The following is an 18,224-nucleotide window of genomic DNA, read 5'->3' as shown; positions in this document are numbered from 1 at the left end:
TATTTTACACCGCTACAGTTGCTAATTGTAAATGATAATCATTATCAGTGCAATAGTTATTTTGTCCCTCTAACTTGATCCGTCAAACCTACTTTTTGGCCCGAACGCAAACAAAGGAACCCTTCCCTGCGGATGGGTCCCCTCTTCGGAACGGACTGTCGGTTTATCTGCGTTTATACAAAAGATACATGAAAAACGGTGCGCCGATCCCCGCCGTAAATACGCCCGCAGGGATATCCAGCGGCTGGAAAAGCATTCTCCCCGCCAGATCCGCTAACAGTACGATAATTGCTCCAAGAAGCGCGGAAATCGGAAGCAAAATTTTATAGGAATTGCCAGCGAGCTTTCTGGCCATGTGCGGCGCAAGCAGACCGATAAACGATATCGTCCCCGCTACGCCGACAGCAGCCCCGGCCAGGGAGACGCTAATAGCAAGAAGCATAAAGCGGTTAAGCTGAAGCCGGCTTCCAAGACCGACGGCAACGTCCTCCCCCAGCGATTGAACATTCAGCTCTTTGGCGAAGAGAAAGGCAAGCGGCAGGAACACGGCAACCCACGGGAATAGTGCAGCTATATATTTCCAGTTTGTTCCGTATATACTGCCGGTTATCCAGTTCAGCACCTGGGAGGCCAGATAAGCGGGGCCGCTTATCAGTATGAACGTCGTCAGCGCGCCCATTGCGGTCGATATACCGATACCGATCAGCACCAGCCGAAATGGGGAGACCCCCTTCTTCCATGCCAGCATGTAGTTTAATGCAGCTGCAGCGAACGCCCCCACAATTGCGATGACGGGAACCCAGTGGATGCTGTAGGCGCCTGCGGACAAGGTCATGAACGCCACAACGGCAACGGATGCTCCTCCGGTTACGCCCAACAAATCCGGAGCGGCCAGCGGGTTGCGGATGACCCCCTGAAGCAATGCGCCCGAAACCGCCATGGCGGCGCCGATTAATATAGCGGCGACAACCCTCGGCAGCCGAAACTCCACGACGACCACCCCGCTGCTTTCGCCGTTATGCCCGACGACCGCCATAATCACTTCGGTAAACGGAATACGGACACTGCCCATCGACAAACTGACCAAGGACAGGACGAGTAAAACCAGGCAAAGCACGAGGGCGGTAAGGAGCCCCTTTCGTTTTCCGGATTTAAGCATGGGCCCTCCTTCTTGCCACATAAATCAGGAACGGAACCCCCAGAAGGGCCGTTGCGACACCTACGGGGACTTCCTTCGGCATGATGATAAAGCGGGAGGCGAGATCTGCCGCAACAAGCAGTACCGCGCCTGTGATCGCGCAATAGGGCAGGAGCCACCGGTGGTCGTTCCCCACCAAATAACGGCACAGATGCGGCACAATAAGCCCGACAAAGGCGATCGGACCTGCTACGGCAACGGAGCCACCGGCCAGCAATACAATAGCAATGGCGGACGTCGTACGGATCAGCACAATTCGTTGGCCCAATCCCTTCGCTACATCGTCTCCCAAGGCCACGACATTCAGCGACCCGGATAAAATCATCGACAGCACCCAGCCAGCAGCAACATACGGAAGAACGACCGCGAGATGCTTCAACTCCCGGTCCGCAACAGAGCCGATCATCCAGAACAGCGCTTGATCAAGCGACTGCTTGTCGATCAGGATGACGCCTGCTGTAACTGAAGAAGCTAAAGCAGCGACGGAAGCACCCGCCAACGTCAGCTTGACCGGATCGAAGCCTCCCCTGCCCTGCGAGCCCAGCAGAAACACGAACATCGCGGTGAGCGCCGCCCCCGCAAACGCGACCCAGATCATGCTTCTCAGGGTAAGCCCCGAACCGAGGACCGAAATGCTGAGCACAAGGAACAGTACGGCCCCTGCATTGATCCCGAATACGGAGGGAGAGGCGAGCGGATTTTTCGTCAGTACTTGCATCAAGGCACCGGCAATGGCCAGGCTCGCGCCTACCACAGCTCCGATCAATGCCCGGGGAACTCGCGTATTCGTAATAATGACGTGCTCATTGGAGCCGTTAAAATGTACATAAGCCTGCCAGACTTCGCTCAGTCCAAAGTGTTGAAGGCCGAACAGAACGCTAGAGAGCATACAGCCGAGCAACAAGAGCACTCCCGCCGCCAATCCGAACAGCTTCATCATGCGGCTGCTCATCGAATGAGCCATACAAGTTCATCCCTCCACAAGGTGCAATTTTACTAAAAAAATGACATTTTCATTGTAGGGGCGGGCTACCCCTTTGTCAATGAATTTGATTCTCATTATCAATTAAAGGTTGACATCCAAAACCTAATCCCTTATATTGGCAATGATAATGATTCCCATTATCAGTCTGCGTACGCAGCGAAACTAAATCATTAAGGAGAGACGAAATCATGCTTTCGATTGTTCGACTCAACCGCATTCCCTTGCTGTTCATCCTTATAACTGTTCTGTTCTTAACGGCGGTCGGCTGCGGCAGCGCAGCGAAGGAAACGCCCCCCGCCGCATCCCAACAGGCTGCGACGGAGTCCGCTCCACCCAAAAGCGAAGCCGCAAGAACCATTAAGCATGCAATGGGCGAAGAAACGATACAGGGTACGCCGAAGCGCGTCGTCATTTTGACCAATGAAGGAACGGAAGCTCTCCTTACCGTAGGCGTGAAGCCGGTCGGCGCCGTCCAATCCTGGGTTGGAGACCCGTGGTACGATCATATCAAAGCGGAAATGCAGGGCGTTACGGTGCTGGGGGAAGAAACGCAGCCTAACATCGAGCTGATCGCCGGTCTAAAGCCGGACCTGATTATCGGCAATAAAGTAAGGCACGAGAAAATTTACGAACAACTGAAAAAACTCGCTCCGACCGTCTTCGCACAAGACTTGGCAGGCGACTGGAAAATCAATTTCAAGCTGTACGCCGAAGCGGTGAACAAGAAGGAAGAAGGGGAAAAGGCGCTGGCAGCATTCGATAAGCGCGTCTCTGATGTGAAGGCCAAGCTGGGCGCTAAAGCGGCAACCCAAGTATCCGTCGTACGCTTTTCCGCCGGCGATGTGCGGATTTATCAGAAGCAGACGTTCAGCGGCGTGCTGTTTAATCAATTAGGCATTGCCCGTCCCGCTTCCCAGGATAAGGACCAGTTCGTCGAGAAGCTGACCAAGGAACGTATCCCGGATATGGATGGCGATGTGCTGTTCTACTTCCTGAACGAAACCCCGGGCAAGGACGATGCCGCCAAGATAGCTGAGGAATGGATGACGGATCCGTTATTCAAAAACTTGAAAGTGGCCAAAACGAACAACGCCCATAAAGTGAATGAAGTGGTCTGGAATCTGGCGGGCGGCTACAAAGCGGCCAACCTGCTCTTGGATGAAATCAGCAAATACTTTGAAATCAAGTAGGATCTCATGGCGGCTTCTGCCACATTAAGACACAAAAACCCACCGCTCAGCTTTATCGGTGGGTTTTTACTGTAGATTTATTCTGATAATAATGAGCGAGCTCGATAATCATCGCGCCCATCCGCTCGCTTTCAGGGGCTAATACACGCTCGACCCCTTCCTCTTTCAAAGCTTCAGCCGTCACTTTGCCAACCGCTGCCGCCAGCACCTTCTTTTTGAAGCTTTCATGAATAGCCGGATAATACCCGTTGCTTTTGACAAATTGAAAAAAATACCGGACTTGAACCGCCGTCGTGAAACAGACCGCATCCACGGAACCATCGGCCAGTTCTTGGCACAATTGGCGCGACACGGTATCATCCGGAGCCATATGTTTATAAGGTAACAGGGTCCTGACAACGGCTCCTTTGTTCTCCAGAAAGTTCACTAACGATGGCATAGGCTCGCCATGCAGCTGAATAGTTACGCCTTGACCCGTAAATTCATAAGTTTCAAGCGCTTTAATAAGTCCTTGTGTCGTTCCGTCATCATCAACGGCAACGGGTTGAATTCCCATTTTTTTCAACAGGGCATAGGTTTTATACCCTCTTGCCGCTACTTTGGACTGTTTCACAATTTCGAGAAAAGCGGAGCGAATACCGATTCGTTCCGCCTGATTGAACAAAGCTTCAAGCCCGGTTCCCGTTGTGAACATCATCCAGTCCGATCCGCTTTCCACTACACGAAGGAGATCGCGCTCTACCTCGCTTTCTGCAAGGAACAAGGTCCCTTGCTGTGAACGAACAACGGGGATGCCTCCTTGCTTTTCAATAATGGTGCTCAGTTCACTTATTTTTCGGGACCCCGCAATGACAATGCGTTTTCCCTCCAACCCTCCAGTCATTCCGGATACTCCTCTCTTAAGCAGCGACACTGATGTTATGAAATCAAACTTTTTGCTGGACGAGCTATTGCCTCATCGAATCGTTGTTGAAATTGTTGAATGCCCACACGCTTGAAAAATTGATGAAAAGTTTCCTGACCCGTACGATGCTCTTTATAGAACTAAATGAAGGATTCGAGTACGGGCCCAACCTGATCCGCTGGCACACGACCTTTCAATTTTTCATTAAACTGCGCATGAAGTCCGATATAATTGAGCCCCTCTTGCTTCTGCGGATGCACACCGTGAAAATAAGCTGCGTGCCATCCGATAGTCTGGTCTTCTCCACGCTCGGGCAGCGGACCGACCAGCTCCTCCAGCTTGGCCTGAAACTTCTCGGGTCCCCAGTCGGCTACAAGGAGTTTCATCCGGGCATGATGCCGTTTTTCTCTAAACCCATAATCGCTAAAGATGGTCGTCACAGCGATGGAGACCTTCAGTACCTCTTCCGGACGCACAAAAATATTCAACGGTTTGGCGAGAAATGGTTTAGCCGATAGCCCGCCGCCCACTTGGACATGAAAACCGATGACGGTCTCTCCATCCATCACTTTCGTAGCCGGGGTAAAAGCCAAATCCTGAATTTCCGCATGGGCATTGTTGTAACGGTTTGCCGAAATCGATATTTTATACTTCCGAGGCAAATTTGAAAAATCGCGGTTTAGAACAAAAAAATCATTGACCTGCTGTATAATTTCGGACGTATCCATCATTTCATCCGGGTCAATGCCCGCTAATGGATTACCGACAATGGCCCTCGGGCAATCGCCGCAAGCTTCATAGGAGTACAAGCCAACTTCTTCAAGCCGATTAAAGATGTCGGGCAAGTGTTCTACCCGCAACCAGTGAAATTGAAAAGATTGCCGCGTCGTCACGTCCAACAGATTACGGCCATAATCGAGTGAAATACCTGCAAGTGTCCGCGCTTGCCTGGCAGTGAGCATGCCCGAAGGAATTCGAATGCGCATCATGAAATGGCCATCCCTCGGCTTCTGCTCATACACGCCGGCCCATTTGAACCGGTTCAACTCATCTTCAGGTATGGATTCATATCCTTACTTCGCATACCTTTCAATAATGGTACGAATAACATCCAGACCGTCCTTTTCGAGCTTCATCATTTCGATTTTGTTAAGCTTCGATGGATCTTCTGCCCAAACGGTTTCATAAGCCATCTTATCATCCCCCTAACCCTATGACTGTACTTCAAAACCAAACGAGAAAGGAATTCCAACTTAACAACTATAATAAAAGAAAAAGCGATAAAACGAACCATCCAAAAGGGCATAAATTATGACCATCCACTTCGCTGGAAAAACCCATCCAATGATGAGCCCATATCACCATCCATGTTCAACAGATTGATATACATTCGTCATTTTTTTTGATGGAAAAAGAAAAACGCTTTATTTCAAATCAAATGTTATGATAAAAACAAAACACGGGCATTGATTAGCGGCCTCATGAAGTCCCTCCGGCTCCGGGGATATATTCGCTGCTGCCCGGATGCCCCCATTCTCTGAAACTTTATTCAACGATTGCCGGTTTGTGATATGATATCTGTATATTCAAATTTCCGAACATGTAGGAGAGAACGTTATGTATCAAGAAATACAAGATTTTAAAGCCGACTTTTTCAAGGCGCTAGCCCACCCCTTGCGTATTAAAATTCTTGAAGTTTTAGCCGAGGGCGATAAGAACGTGAATGAGATTCAAACGATTTTGGGAAGCGAAGGGTCTGCGGTTTCCCAACAGTTAGCCGTACTAAGAAATAAGAACGTGGTCTATGGGATTAAGGATGGAACCTCTGTTATTTATTCTTTAACCGATCCTTTAATTAAGGACTTGCTGCTGGTTGCGAAACAAATTTTTGACAATCACCTTGTGAATGCCATTTCCATGCTGGAAAACATTAAAAACAATTAAATTGCTTCTTCATAAGGAGGAATTGGAGTTGTTATACTCGATTTGCTCCTTTTTTTTGAACATTTCTACGGAATCCGAAATTGACAATTAAACGTATTCCTTATATGTTTGTATATATTCAAATATTCAAATATTCAGAAAGGCGATGCTGGATATGAAATTTTCGTTTACCGGCAGATTTCAGGGCTATAACAGAGAAAGCTTTCAGAAGGACTTCATTTCGGGGTTGATTGTAGGTATTATCGCCATTCCATTAGGAATGGCGTTTGCCATTGCTTCAGGTGTCAAGCCTGAATACGGGTTATACACAACGATTGTTGCTGGAATCATCATATCCTTATTGGGCGGGTCAACCTTTCAAATTGGCGGTCCGACTGGAGCTTTCATTCCTATTCTGTTTGCCATCGTGATGCAGTATGGATACGAAAACTTGCTTATCGCCGGTTTTATGGCTGGGGTCCTTCTGGTAATCATGGGTCTGTTCAAACTTGGTAAAGTGATGAAATTTATTCCGCGCCCCGTTATTATCGGCTTTACCTCTGGCATCGCCGTTACTATATTTACAGGTCAAATTGCCAGTTTCCTTGGTTTGCACCAGCTTGAAAAGCACGAGAATTTCATGGCCAACATGAAGGAATTAGGTATACACATGGCGTCAACCAATAGTTACAGTGTAGGAACAGCGCTGATTTGTCTCGTGTTTATCATCCTAACACCACGACTGTTCCCGAAAGTTCCCGGATCCTTAGTCGGGTTATTGGTTTCGACTGTTGTCGCCTCTTTGTTGTATCCTGACAAGGTTGCAACGATTGGTTCGACCTACGGCGCAATTCCAAACAGCATCCCCGGCATTCGCATGCCTTCGCTTTCCATTGAACATATGCTGTATTTAATAAAACCAGCTCTAGTCATTGCCATGTTAGGCGGCATCGAATCCTTGCTTTCAGCCATAGTTGCTGACGGAATGACAGGCACCCGACATAACAGCAACCGTGAACTGATCGGTCAAGGCATCGCCAATATGATCACTCCGTTGTTCGGGGGGATTCCTGCCACCGGGGCTATAGCCAGAACGGCAACGAATATAAAAAGCGGCGCGGCGTCTCCCCTCTCCGGGGTCATTCACGGTATTGTCGTCTTTTTAGTCTTGTTCCTATTTGCTCCATACGCTTCGAATATTCCTCTTGCCAGTATGGCGCCGATCTTAATGGTTGTCGCTTGGAATATGAGCGAACGTAAAGAGTTTGCCCACATCCTGAAAACCCGAACTGCGGAATCTTTCGTTTTGGTGAGTACATTTCTTCTTACTGTCTTTACAGACCTGACGACCGCGGTTGAAGTGGGATTAGTATTATCAGGCATAATCTTTGTGAAGCATATGAGCGTTCTCCTTAGTACGACCAAGGTACTGCCCGACCCTTCCGACAACAACAAAAAAGTATCCGCTCACATGATCCACGAGCAGCATAATTGCCCGCAAATCAGCATTTACACCGTAGAGGGAGCTTTGTTCTTCGGGGTTGCCAATCGTTTTGAAAAGTCCATCATGGACGAGATTCATAACAAACCTAAAGTGCTCCTATTGAAAATGAGCCATGTTCCATATATGGACGCAACCGGAGAAGCCCATTTAGCAAGTATAGCCAAACACTTAAAGAAGCACGGCGGCGTCGTGATCATTTCTGAAATCCAAGACCAACCGCGCCAACTGCTGAAAAAAACAGGCTTGGACGAAATCATCGGGCAAGATCACTTTTTTGACCAAACAGGCAATGCCATTAGCTTTGCCTTAACCAAACTTAATCACGCTCAATGTCTTGGTTGCGAACATGATGCTTTTCGTGAATGTCAACAATTATCAAGGCCCAGGGCTATTCCGGTTCAACCCCAACTGGTTCATTCCTCTTCGCTTCAGGTCTCCGATTAGGTCCCTGATACTCCATTTTTCCATTTCAGGGACAAAAAAGGCACTAACGCAGTGTTAGTGCCCGGGGGTCCTCCCTGTAGCCTGGAGGTTATCTTGCCGGTTCGGTAGCAACGCTCGGATTAACCGACTGAAGCTTCCTGATCTCGATCCGGATCAGCAGCGAAACCACGAGCGCAATGGCAAACAGTCCCGCAAAAATATACAGTGTGCCGATATAGCTGTTCGTCGCGGTACGCACCCAGGCCGCGATAATAGGTCCGGCCAGCCCTGCCGCCGCCCATGCGGTCAAAATATAACCATGTATCGCCCCGAGCTGTTTGGTGCCGAACAGGTCGCCGATATAGGCCGGTATGGATGCAAAGCCGCCGCCGTAACATGTAAGAATCAAAAAGATCAAAATTTGAAACAGCCAGGCGTTGGAAACGGCGGGGAGCAATAAATAAGCTCCGATCTGAATAACGAAAAACGCTGTGTATGTATTGGGTCTGCCGATATAATCAGAGAACGACGCCCACCCGATCCGTCCCAATCCGTTAAACAAGCCCATCAGCCCGACCATGGAAGCCGCTGCGAGCGGTGCCATTTTGGCAATTTCCTGTGCCATTGGAGAAGCCACGGAGATGATGGCGATACCGCAGGTGACATTGATAAACAGCATCAACCAAAGCATCCAGAAGCGCGCCGTCTTTACCGCTTCGTTGGCTGTAAGCTGTGAGAGATCGACCTTTATCTTCTTCCTGCCGGACTCGATCGCAGCCTTAAATTGTTCCGGCATCCAACCGGCAGGCGGCGGAGAAAGATAGAGCGAGGAGCCGCCCATCAGAATGAAATAGACGGCGCCCAAGATGTAAAAGGTGTTGGCTATGCCGACCGAGTCGATCAGACGAGCCATGACCGGACTGCTGATCAACGACGCAAAACCAAAACCCATAATCGCAAGTCCGGTGGCGAGGCCCCTTCTGTCCGGGAACCATTTGACCAAGGAAGAGACCGGCGTGATGTAACCGACGCCCAGACCAATGCCTCCGAAAACGCCGTAGAACAAATATAACAACGGCAACGACGACAAGTTCACGGCAAGGCCGGACCCGGCAAGGCCTATCCCGAAGAAAACGGTAGCCAGCAAACCTGCCTTTCGGGGACCGTGCTTCTCGACAAAATGACCCAGAAACGCCGCAGACAAGCCAAGAAATAAGATAGCCAAGCTGAACGTGAAAGTAACCTGTTTAATACTCCACCCGAATTCATTGATGAGCGGCTTCGTAAACACACTCCAAGCGTACACCGAGCCGATCGAGATGTGGATGCCGACCGCTGCGGCAGCGATCAGCCACCGATTTTTCGTTTTTTCCATAAATCCATTCCTCCCTTTTGTATCAAATAAAAAAGCCGCGAATCGCTTTACACGGGAAGCCCGAAGTAAACCGAATGCGGCGGTTAGCCTTAAGCAGAAATTCTACCAAGCGCCAACGGCACACTGTTCAATTGGTGTGAACCGTTAACCGGTAACAGGATCGCTGTCCCGTGTGAACGGATTTCTACTCGGCTGATTTTGTGAACATTCTGTGTCCTGCTTATCCATTACAATATACCATGAAAACGCTGACAGCGTAAATAGCCATGATTACATTTTGTTCTGTCCAGCAAACGTCTCTTGGTGATAAGGGGATCAAACGAAGGCAGCCGTTCCTTGAAGGAACGGCTGCCTTCGTTACGCCGGCCTGGACTCCAGGCCGGTCGTGCCGGCTTTGCGCTTGCGTTCGAACCTCACCAGCTGGATCACGATGAACAGCAATACGAGCAGCTGCGGAGCCAAGGTCTCCCATGTCGGATAGACGCCAAGCCTCGGGAAGGTCGGCAAGTAACCGGGCACATGAGCGGGTACTCGCCCGGCCACCTGCAGCGAGTGAATGCTCTCGCCGAGAAACTTAACGACCAGATAGTAAATAAGCAGCGTCGCCGTTAAGAAAAACGGTCGGACCGGCAGCCGCACGATCCCTTTGACCAGCAGCACACCGAGTACGATCAGAAGCAAAGCCGCAGCGCCGATGCCGAGCAGCAGCTGTAGAGGCTCGATGGAAGGCGCCATCCCGATGTAGAAGATCGTTGTCTCCGCCCCTTCGCGCAAAATAGACAGAGCAGCAATAAAGAACAGCGACCACAAGTTGCCGCTCGCCAGCGCAATGCCGATTTTGTCGCGGATGAACCGGTTCCACGATTCAGTCTGCGATTTGCTGTGCAGCCAGGCGCCAACCGTAAACATCAGGAAGACGGATACAAGGCCCGTCACGCCCTCCAGCATCTCCCGGGTGCTGCCTGCCTCCGCGCTGGCGAACGCAAGCGTCAACACCAAGGCAAGAGCGCCGCTCACAATCAAACCCGCGACGGCCCCGCTCCAAATCCACTTCTGCTTGGAGGCGTTCCCCGTCCGGTGCACGAATGCGAGCAATGCGGTCAGCACGAGCAGCGCCTCCACCCCTTCGCGAAGCAGGATTAAGGCCGCGTCCGAAGCCGAATAAGCCGCGTTGGCCGTATAAGGCGCCAACGCCTGCTCCATCTCGATCAAGAGACTTTCGGCTTCTGCCGTTCTCGGAGGTTCCGACAACAGCAGGCTGGCGGATTGCGTCATTAACGTTTCAATACGCGTATACGTCTCCGGGGAGCGGGTTTGCACGCTGCCTTCCACCGCAGGCCATAGGCCAATAAAGCTTTGCAAGTCGTCCGTCGCCGTTGACACGCTGCCGTCACGCAGCTCGCGCTGAATGTTCTGCAGCAGCGCGAGCGCACCCGCAACGCTTTGCCCGCCGCCCGCCGCCTGCGCCTGGACCGATTTGCCCTGAGCGTAATCGTCGACGAGCTTGATCAAGTCGGCGACGCCGTTCTTCGCCGCTTCCGCTCTCGGCGGTTCGGCCTGCAGCGCGATACGCGTCAGGCTGACTTTCGTTTCAATGCTGCCGTACACGCTTGTGTTATCGGAACGGATCGCGGCTTCGACTTTAAACCAATGATTGACGAACTGTTTGTAGTCCGCATTTGCCTTTGTCCATTGGTTTTGCCCGATTTCAGCCGATATTTGCCTCAGCATCGGCAGCAAAGACGCTGCCGCCTGCTTGCCTGCATCCGGATGCTGCTGCTTCTCGTAGGCAGCGACGTAATCGCCCGTCGCCTTCGCAAGCTGCGATACCGCTTGATAGGCGGCATCCGGCTTGATTTCCGCTTCGGCCAGCGCCGTCTTCGCCGCTGTCAAAGCGCTCGCGACCTGTCCGGCCAAATCCGAGCCCGGCGCTTGCAGCGCCTTCCACTCGATGTCGAACAGCTCCAGCTCCTCGTTCGTTCTCGGCCAATGGCGCTCGCCCGCTTCGACCAGCGCTCCCCCTACAAGCGGCAACAGCCGCTCGGGGCTCGCCTCTGCTGCCTGTGCTCCCTTGGATCCATACAGCCCCGTCAGCAGGAGGAGAACCGCAAGCACAGCCCCCCATTTGCTGCAGCCGCCGGCCAATCGATTATTGCTCATACGGATCACCTCGAATGTCTTTTCTCCACTAAAATAACCCTTCGCCGATATAACCGCCCGGCTGCACGCCCGGGAAACAGGCAAATACCGCGCTTCCCACATGCGATATGTATTCGTTCAGGGCGTCCATCTTTGCCAGTCGCTGCTGCATCGGAACAAATTGTTTGAAAGGATCCCTCTGATAGCTAATAAACAGAAGTCCGGCATCCAACTGTCCGGTCTGCCTATCTATTCCGCTTGAATACGAGTAGGAGCGCCGCAAGATTTGCATTGAGCCGTCTCCGCGCGCAATCCTCACGTGAGCGTTGACCGGGATCACCGGGTCGCCGGCAGCCGTCTTCGCGTCAAGCTGCACCGGATCGAATTCACTCTTCGCCCCTAAGGGCGCACCGCTATCGCGATGACGGCCGAACGTCGCCTCTTGCTCGTTCAAATGCGTACGGTCCCACACCTCGACCCGTATCCGGATGCGCCGCACTACCATATAACTGCCGCCTCGCATCCACCCCTGTTCATCCGAAGGCTGCACCCAGACAACCTGATTCATCAGCTTCGCGTCCTTCGTATCGGGGTTGGCCGTTCCATCCTTGAAGCCGAGTAAATTACGAGGCGTATCGCCGCTGCCCGAAGCGGCAGCCGTGCGTTGAAAGCCTTCCTGTGTCCAGCGCAGAACGGCAGTGCCGCGAGCAATTCGCGCCAAGTTGCGCACTGCATGGAAGGCAACCTGGAGATCGTCCGCGCATACCTGCACCCCGATGTCCCCTCCGCACCATTCGGCGCGCAGCTGATCGCCGGGAAATCGCGGCAACTCGCCTAAGGCCGAGGGCCGTTTGGCCGCCAGCCCGAATCGGCTGTCGAACAGCGCAGGGCCTACGCCGAACGTGAACGTCAGCTTCGACGGGCTGAGCCCAAATGCCTCTCCCGTATCCGCCGGCGGCAGGTTGGGATTGCTGTTCTCGTCGCCGACAGGACGGCCTTCGGTCATACGGGCGGCGGCGTCCGTCCATTTCCGGAGCAACACCGGAAGATCCTCCGCCCGTGTCGTGATCAGATCGAAGGCGGCGAAGCAAACAAAGTTTTGCGAAGGGGTTACAATCCCGGCTTGAACATCTCCGTGAAACGGAATTTGCTCGTTCGAACGGGGTGCGGTGCGTCCCCTCCACATACCGGACTCCGCAAGCACGCTGCCGACGCCAGCCGAGCCGACCAGTAACCCGAGCCCGCCGACACCGGCCATTTTCAACAATTCCCTGCGGCTGACAACCGACTTCCCCGACTGGCCGGGGCCTCGCCCTTCGTTCGCAGGCGGCAACGGTTGTTGATTTCCGTTAAGCTTCACGTCTTAGCCCTCCAGTACTTTGCCCATCTGGGACAGCGGCTCGGCGAGCGCATCGAGTGCCTGGCTAAGCTTTTTTGTCTGATCCGGCGTCAATTCCGTATACAGCACATACCCGTCGCCTTTTTTATAAGGTGCCAACGCGGTGCTTAAATCGTTGAACCGGTCGGCGATTTGCTTTGCAAGTACGCCATCCTTTTTCTCCACTTCCGGCTTAAGGATGTCAAAAATTTTATTCGCCCCCTCAACGTTCGCGGCAAAATCGTATAAGTCCGTGTGCGAATACCGCTCTTCCTCGCCCGTCACTTTAGAGGAGGACACTTCATTCAAGAGCTCGACCGCACCGGTTACGAGCATTGACGTATCAATCTCCACATTCTCCACTTTAGCCCGCAGCAGCTTGCTGTCGCTCAGCAATTGGTCGGCGTAGATCTCCTGTCCCTTGGTCGTCTTGTCTGTCCATAACGCTTTTTCGATCCGATGGAACCCTCTCCATTCCTTCTCGTCGACGTCCCCTTCGCGTGCATCCAAGTTAGGATCCAGCTCCCCGAGCGATTCCGCGATCGGTTCGATCCGCTCGTAGAACATGCGGGTAGGCGCGTAGAGCGTCTGGCTCTTGGCCACGTCGCCCGCTTTGACAGCGGCTGCGAATTCGCCCGTAGATTTCACGAATAAGTCGCACTGCTCAATGACGTATTTGCGGTAAGTTTCGGCGGCTTGCTTCAGTGCGGCGTTGTCTGCGGCATCGGCGGGCTTCTTCGCTTCCGTCCCTTGCGTCGCCGCAGGCGTTGTTTGGGCAGCGCACCCGCCGAACAGAAGCGCTGACCCTAGTAAAACGGATGAAAGTATACAGCCTTTATGATTCATAACCTCATAACCCCCCCACATATGATAATGATAATTATTCTCAAAATAAAATATCATAGAATACTGGGGCTGGCAAGTTGTTTAATGCTAAACTATTGAATGTTCAATTATTTGCCACAAGCAAGGTCAAGGTTGCATGATTGGTGGAGGCGCCCATTATCCCCTCTCTTGCTATGACAGCCGCGACTGAACCAGGAGCACCTCTTGCGCTGCAAATCAAAAAAGCCCGCGGCAACCCATGCGGACTTCTAAGAATTTCGATTGTCGTCAACCCGGCGCAGCTACTTCAGCAGCTTGTTCATCGTGACGAGAATTTCGTCGATGACCTCCCGGTCGCCCGACTGAATCCGTTCGACTACGCAGCTTTTCATATGCCCTTCCAGGAGCAACTTTCCTACGCCGTTCAACGCCGATTGAATGGCCGCGATCTGGTTCAACACGTCGTCGCAGTATGTATCTTTCTCGATCATCCCGCGAACGCCGCGAATTTGGCCTTCGATCCGGTTGAGCCGGGTGACGAGGTTGCTTTTCATTTTATCGGAGTGGTGGCTCTTGCGTTCGCTTCCGGCATCGGCGCTCCCGTTCTCCGTATGACATCCGTTCTGGTCTTGCGTCTCCATGGCCATTCCTCCTATCAACCTTCATTATAACCGCTCCCGAATCGAATTTGAAGCGTCCCTCCCGTGATACGGGAAAGAGTTGTCATATTCAATCCGATCCTCGCATATACTTAATCTCGCGTCCGTAAACAGGACGACCGAATAACAATAAGGGACAGGTGATACCGTTATGTGGGAAAGCGTATTAAAAATGCAGCAATTGGAAATTCAAATCAACTCCGGAGACAAGGCCGTCCGCTTACGCATCAGGGAGGAAGCGGCTGCGGCGTCGCCGAAGGCGCTGGAGCTGAGCCAATCGGAGTTATTCGAACTGATGCATACGTTCCTAACCATCAATCGCACATTCAACCAAGAAGTGATGTACTACGACGAAGCATAGATGCAGCGCCTCCAAACCGGATGAACCCACCGATTTATAGATGGTCCTGAATTCCTGCACACCCTCCCGGCAGCCGTCTTTCGGACGGTTTGCTGAAATTCAGGGGGAGGGTATTGCATACTTCTCCATCGCAAGCGTGAATGAAGAGCCTTGACCAACCTCCGATACATAATGAATGGAGCCGCCGTGCGCGGTGACGATTTGTTTCACAACGGCAAGACCGAGTCCGGTCCCCCCCATTTTACGGCGATCCGAATTGTCGACGCGGTAAAATTTAGTGAAAAGCTTCTCCCTTGCCCGCTCCGGAATACCCAGCCCGTAATCGCGAACCGTAACGTGAATCCTTCCATCCTCTTCCATCAGCTTCACTTCGACCCGATCCGACTCCGGCGAGTATTTCACCGCATTGCTGATCAAATGAACAAGCGCCTGCTTCATCCGTTCCGGATCCGCATAGACAAGCAACGGGTTCGGGCCGGCTTGCAGCAGGATGCGGTGCGTCGCATGCTCCTTCCAGCCTTCGACGGCCTCGGCCGCAAGGCTGCGCATGTCCGTTGGCGAGAACGAATAACTTTGCTGCCCCGCCTCCATCCGCTGCAGATCCAGCAGATCGTTCAACAATAACGTAAGCCGCTTCGCTTCCCGGTGTATCGTTTGCAAATAGCTATGCCTCTTGTCCGCCTCCGGATTCCGTTCCTTGATGATTTCCGCGAAACCCATGATGCTAGTCAACGGTGTCCGCAGTTCGTGCGAAACGACGCTCATAAACTCGCTTTTCATCCGATCGATTTTCTCCTCGTCCGTCCGATCGCGAATGCCGATGTAATAGTGCTGCGGCGAGGTTTCCGTTAAGCCGATGACATATCCCGTCACCTCATAGACACGGCGCTCGCCGTCCTTCAACCGGTAATCAAGACGTTCGGCGAACAGCTCCACATGTCCGTTTAACAGTTGCTCAAGACGTTCAAGCAGCTGGGGGGAACGAGCCTCGCCGCTTTGCAGCAGGTGCTCGGCGAAAGCTCTGACATCCGGATAATGGGCCGGTTGAACGCGAAACCATTCCACCAGCTTTTCGTTATGCAGTACGATACGGCCGCTCCCGTCGCACAGCAGCCTTCCCTCCAAGCCCGACTCAAACGCTTGTCGGATCAATACCGCTTGAGACTCGCTCTTCGCGATCACCTGCTGCAGTCGTTCGGCTAGTAATTCCTTTTCCCGCAAGTCCCGGCGAAGCTCGATTTCGGTCACGACCCAACGGCCAAACTCGACAAGCCGGGCCAATTCGCGCTCTCCGATCGTTCGCGGCTCCGTATCGATGATGCACAGTGAGCCGAGAATGTTCCCCTTCGATGTCTGGATCGGGACCCCGGCATAGAAGCGGATCCCGTTCTCTTGGCGTACGAACCGGTTGTCCGCGAACCGCTCGTCCAGACGGGCATCCGTCACAACGACCGGTTCCCGTTCCGCGACCACATATTGACAGATGGCGGCTTCCCGCTCCGTCGAGCGGGAACGCTCTAATTCTTCCTGAAGCCCGAAGCACGACTTGAACCATTGCCGGTCTTCGGTAACCAGCGTAATTAAACAGGTCGGCACCTGGAACACGTCCGCAACCAATCGAGTAATCCGATCGAAGGCCGGCTCGCCGGGCGTATCCACGATATCTAAAGCATACAGCTCCTGAAGTCTTCGTCGCTCGTCTTCATCCGAGAACTTTACGATGTTCAACCGCACCCTCGCCCACGCACCCTCGACTTGAAATGTAGTCTTGATATTATTCGACACAATGCGGTCCAGCTCCTTCATCCATGCACAAAAAACCAATGTCCATGCGGACATTGGTCGTTGATCGTTGATCGAGGGATTACACTTTCACGGATGGAATTAACGATTCGTACAAATCGATATATTGCTGGGCCGACTTGCGCCAGCTGAAATCTTTCTTCTTTATATTCGCCAGCAAATTCGCCCACACGTCCGGCTGCCGATACAACCTGACCGCACGGTCGATCGTATACAGCATGTCATGCGCGTTGTAGTTGGTGAACGTGAAGCCCGTGCCTTGTCCGGTCTCTTCGTTATACGGGCTCACCGTATCCTTCAAGCCGCCCGTCTCCCGTACGATCGGCACGCTGCGGTAACGCATCGCGATCAGCTGGCCGATGCCGCAGGGCTCGAATAACGAAGGCATCAGGAACATATCGGAGGCCGCATACACTTGCCGTGCAAGCGACTCGTCGAACAATATTTGCGCCGACAGCTTGTCCGGATTTGCGGCAGCCGCCCACCGGAACAGCTCCTCGAAGCGCGGTTCGCCCGTTCCGACGATGACCCATTGCGCGTCAAGCTGCATCAGTTCCGCGATGACGCGGTCGATCAAAGAGAGCCCCTTCTGATCGACCAAGCGCGTAACGAGCGCGATTAACGGCACCTCTTTGTTGACGGGCAGGCCAAGCCGTTCCTGCAGCTTCAGCTTGTTTTGCTGTTTTTTCGGGTAGGAGTCGCGGTATCGGACCTCGAGGTTTGGATCGGCCATCGGATCGAACTCTTCGTAATCCAGCCCGTTGATAATGCCTTGCAACCGGTGATTTTGGCTGCGCAGCAGACCGTCGAGACATTCGCCGTAATAAGGCGTTTGAATCTCCTCCGCGTAGGTCGGGCTTACTGTTGTCATATAATCGGAGTAAAGCAGCCCGCCCTTCAGAAAGCTGGCTCCGCCGTGCAGCTCCAGCGCATAACCGTGCAGATGCTCGTCGCCGAGCGCGAAGTAGTCCTTGAACGCCTCCTTGTCGAAGACGCCCTGATACTTGAGGTTGTGAATCGTAATGATCGTTTTGATGTGCGCGTACGGGGGCTGGTAGCTGAAATGAGCCCGATACAAGACCGGAATCATGCCGGTCTGCCAGTCGTGGCAATGGATCAAATCCGGTATGAAGCCGATGTGCGGCATCGCGTCCAGAACAGCGCGACAGAAGAACGCGTAACGTTCGGCGTCGTCCCCGTAACCGTAGCAGCCTCTGCGGCGATAGTAATATTCGTTATCGACAAAATAAAAGACGATACCCTCGTGCACCAGCTTCAAGATGCCGCAGTACTGCTTTCTCCACCCCATCTGAAGGTCGAAGGAGGCCACTTGCTCCATCCGTTCGACGTACTTGGCCGGAATGTCTTCGTATTTGGGTAAAATGACGCGAACATCCGCACCCTGCTTGACGAGCGCTTTGGGGAGCGAGCCGATCACGTCGGCGAGTCCTCCCGTTTTGACAAAGGGGACGGCTTCAGAGGCTGCAAATAACACTTTCATGGCTTCCTACCACTCCTTTATATAGAGCGCATCCGGCCGTGCGCTCGGTTGCAAAG

14 protein-coding genes and 1 pseudogene are annotated in these 18,224 nt (G+C 52.7%); 4 read left to right on the top strand and 11 right to left on the bottom strand.

The window, feature by feature from the left end; all coding sequences use genetic code 11:
- Window positions 1–163 precede the first annotated feature (163 nt).
- Together PVA01S_RS19360 and PVA01S_RS19355 are read right to left on the bottom strand one after the other, a co-directional pair.
- Window positions 164–1,159, bottom strand: a complete 996-nt coding sequence (locus tag PVA01S_RS19360; RefSeq protein ID WP_127608940.1) for a FecCD family ABC transporter permease — start codon at window positions 1,157–1,159, stop codon at window positions 164–166.
- On the bottom strand, window positions 1,152–2,162 hold the full coding sequence (locus tag PVA01S_RS19355; protein WP_174817603.1) for a FecCD family ABC transporter permease: 1,011 nt from the start codon (window positions 2,160–2,162) through the stop codon (window positions 1,152–1,154). Before PVA01S_RS19355 ends, PVA01S_RS19360 begins: the two co-directional genes overlap by 8 nt.
- Before the next feature lie 209 nt (window positions 2,163–2,371).
- Here PVA01S_RS19355 and PVA01S_RS19350 point away from each other — a divergent pair, with 209 nt between their 5' ends.
- Window positions 2,372–3,373 carry an ABC transporter substrate-binding protein gene (locus PVA01S_RS19350; RefSeq protein WP_127608939.1) on the top strand — a complete coding sequence of 334 codons (1,002 nt, stop codon included), beginning with the start codon at window positions 2,372–2,374 and terminating at the stop codon, window positions 3,371–3,373.
- 52 nt (window positions 3,374–3,425) lie between these two features.
- On the opposite strand, the gene PVA01S_RS19345 is transcribed toward PVA01S_RS19350, so the two are convergent.
- Both PVA01S_RS19345 and PVA01S_RS19340 read right to left on the bottom strand, forming a co-directional pair.
- Window positions 3,426–4,256: a uroporphyrinogen-III synthase gene (locus PVA01S_RS19345; RefSeq protein ID WP_127608938.1), complete on the bottom strand. Its 831-nt coding sequence runs from the start codon at window positions 4,254–4,256 to the stop codon at window positions 3,426–3,428.
- A gap of 188 nt (window positions 4,257–4,444) precedes the next feature.
- Window positions 4,445–5,470 (bottom strand): annotated as a pseudogene (locus PVA01S_RS19340) (nitrite/sulfite reductase); the annotation flags it as partial.
- 424 nt (window positions 5,471–5,894) lie between these two features.
- On the opposite strand from PVA01S_RS19340, the gene PVA01S_RS19335 reads away from it, so the two are divergent.
- Together PVA01S_RS19335 and PVA01S_RS19330 are read left to right on the top strand one after the other, a co-directional pair.
- Window positions 5,895–6,221: an ArsR/SmtB family transcription factor gene (locus PVA01S_RS19335; protein WP_127608937.1), complete on the top strand. Its 327-nt coding sequence runs from the start codon at window positions 5,895–5,897 to the stop codon at window positions 6,219–6,221.
- 154 nt (window positions 6,222–6,375) lie between these two features.
- Window positions 6,376–8,148, top strand: a complete 1,773-nt coding sequence (locus tag PVA01S_RS19330; RefSeq protein WP_127608936.1) for a SulP family inorganic anion transporter — start codon at window positions 6,376–6,378, stop codon at window positions 8,146–8,148.
- An 88-nt stretch (window positions 8,149–8,236) separates the two neighbouring features.
- On the opposite strand, the gene PVA01S_RS19325 is transcribed toward PVA01S_RS19330, so the two are convergent.
- From PVA01S_RS19325 to PVA01S_RS19305, 5 genes are all read right to left on the bottom strand, one after another.
- Window positions 8,237–9,502, bottom strand: a complete 1,266-nt coding sequence (locus tag PVA01S_RS19325; RefSeq protein WP_127608935.1) for an L-lactate MFS transporter — start codon at window positions 9,500–9,502, stop codon at window positions 8,237–8,239.
- Between the two features lie 357 nt (window positions 9,503–9,859).
- The gene (locus PVA01S_RS19320; protein ID WP_127608934.1) at window positions 9,860–11,662 is read right to left on the bottom strand and encodes an FTR1 family iron permease; all 1,803 of its coding nucleotides are present in this window, start codon (window positions 11,660–11,662) and stop codon (window positions 9,860–9,862) included.
- 28 nt (window positions 11,663–11,690) lie between these two features.
- A complete protein-coding gene (gene efeB, locus PVA01S_RS19315) occupies window positions 11,691–13,001 on the bottom strand; it encodes an iron uptake transporter deferrochelatase/peroxidase subunit (RefSeq protein ID WP_372813874.1) in 1,311 nt (436 codons plus the stop codon).
- A gap of 3 nt (window positions 13,002–13,004) precedes the next feature.
- Window positions 13,005–13,865: an iron uptake system protein EfeO gene (gene efeO / locus PVA01S_RS19310; protein WP_127608933.1), complete on the bottom strand. Its 861-nt coding sequence runs from the start codon at window positions 13,863–13,865 to the stop codon at window positions 13,005–13,007.
- A 281-nt stretch (window positions 13,866–14,146) separates the two neighbouring features.
- On the bottom strand, window positions 14,147–14,485 hold the full coding sequence (locus tag PVA01S_RS19305) for a metal-sensitive transcriptional regulator (RefSeq protein ID WP_230876248.1): 339 nt from the start codon (window positions 14,483–14,485) through the stop codon (window positions 14,147–14,149).
- 169 nt (window positions 14,486–14,654) lie between these two features.
- Here PVA01S_RS19305 and PVA01S_RS19300 point away from each other — a divergent pair, with 169 nt between their 5' ends.
- Window positions 14,655–14,864: a hypothetical protein gene (locus PVA01S_RS19300; protein WP_054800488.1), complete on the top strand. Its 210-nt coding sequence runs from the start codon at window positions 14,655–14,657 to the stop codon at window positions 14,862–14,864.
- 99 nt (window positions 14,865–14,963) lie between these two features.
- Here PVA01S_RS19300 and PVA01S_RS19295 read toward each other — a convergent pair whose 3' ends face one another.
- Complete coding sequence (locus PVA01S_RS19295; protein WP_164751903.1) at window positions 14,964–16,649, bottom strand: GAF domain-containing sensor histidine kinase; 1,686 nt, start codon at window positions 16,647–16,649, stop codon at window positions 14,964–14,966.
- 79 nt (window positions 16,650–16,728) lie between these two features.
- Window positions 16,729–18,168: a glycogen synthase GlgA gene (gene glgA / locus PVA01S_RS19290; protein ID WP_127608931.1), complete on the bottom strand. Its 1,440-nt coding sequence runs from the start codon at window positions 18,166–18,168 to the stop codon at window positions 16,729–16,731.
- Between the last annotated feature and the right edge of the window lie 56 nt (window positions 18,169–18,224).

It is taken from the genome of Paenibacillus validus NBRC 15382 (assembly GCF_004000985.1).
GTDB classification, from domain to species: Bacteria; Bacillota; Bacilli; order Paenibacillales; family NBRC-103111; genus Paenibacillus_G; species Paenibacillus_G validus.
This window is presented reverse-complemented; position numbering and strand designations above follow the sequence as displayed.